Raw genomic sequence first — 596 nt, 5'->3', positions numbered from 1 at the left:
TAACCTCACAACCCGAAGATGTTTCTTACGATTCATCATCGTGTTGCGAAAATTTGAGAGACTCACGAACAACTTTCGTTGTTCTGTGTTTCAATTTTCAGCTTGATCCAGATTTTTAAAGAGCAAAACTTCGCAGTGAACCCTTTCAGGTACACTCTGAAGTATTTTTTCGTAAACACTCACGAGATGGTGGAGCTATGCGGGATCGAACCGCAGACCTCCTGCGTGCAAAGCAGGCGCTCTCCCAGCTGAGCTATAGCCCCATCGTGTAGTCAGAACCTCTTACCTTTGATTCGTTTCCGGGCGCGGCGTGGTGAAGCGAAGCATACTGAAGTATGCGAGCTTTGCCACAACAAAGCACGGGAGCGAATCTGGTAGGCCTGAGTGGACTTGAACCACCGACCTCACCCTTATCAGGGGTGCGCTCTAACCACCTGAGCTACAAGCCTGTAGAGGTTTTACTGCTCGTTTTTCATCAGACAATCTGTGTGAGCACTGCAAAGTACGCTTCTTTAAGGTAAGGAGGTGATCCAACCGCAGGTTCCCCTACGGTTACCTTGTTACGACTTCACCCCAGTCATGAATCACAAAGTGGT

The 596-nt window shown here is 48.5% G+C and carries 2 tRNA genes and 1 rRNA gene; all 3 read right to left on the bottom strand.

Going from position 1 to position 596, the window contains the following annotated elements:
• Nucleotides 1-187: 187 nt before the first annotated feature.
• Nucleotides 188-263, bottom strand: a tRNA-Ala gene (locus J4685_RS22365).
• A 109-nt stretch (nucleotides 264-372) separates the two neighbouring features.
• Nucleotides 373-449: transfer RNA gene (locus J4685_RS22360), tRNA-Ile, on the bottom strand.
• Between the two features lie 69 nt (nucleotides 450-518).
• Nucleotides 519-596, bottom strand: a 16S ribosomal RNA gene (locus tag J4685_RS22355); the annotation flags it as partial.

The organism is Salmonella sp. 32100201201700099SM (genome assembly GCF_017572645.1).
Taxonomy (GTDB): Bacteria; Pseudomonadota; Gammaproteobacteria; order Enterobacterales; family Enterobacteriaceae; genus Salmonella; species Salmonella enterica.
The sequence above is the reverse complement of the archived record's forward strand: the minus strand, read 5'-3'. Positions and strand labels throughout refer to the sequence as shown.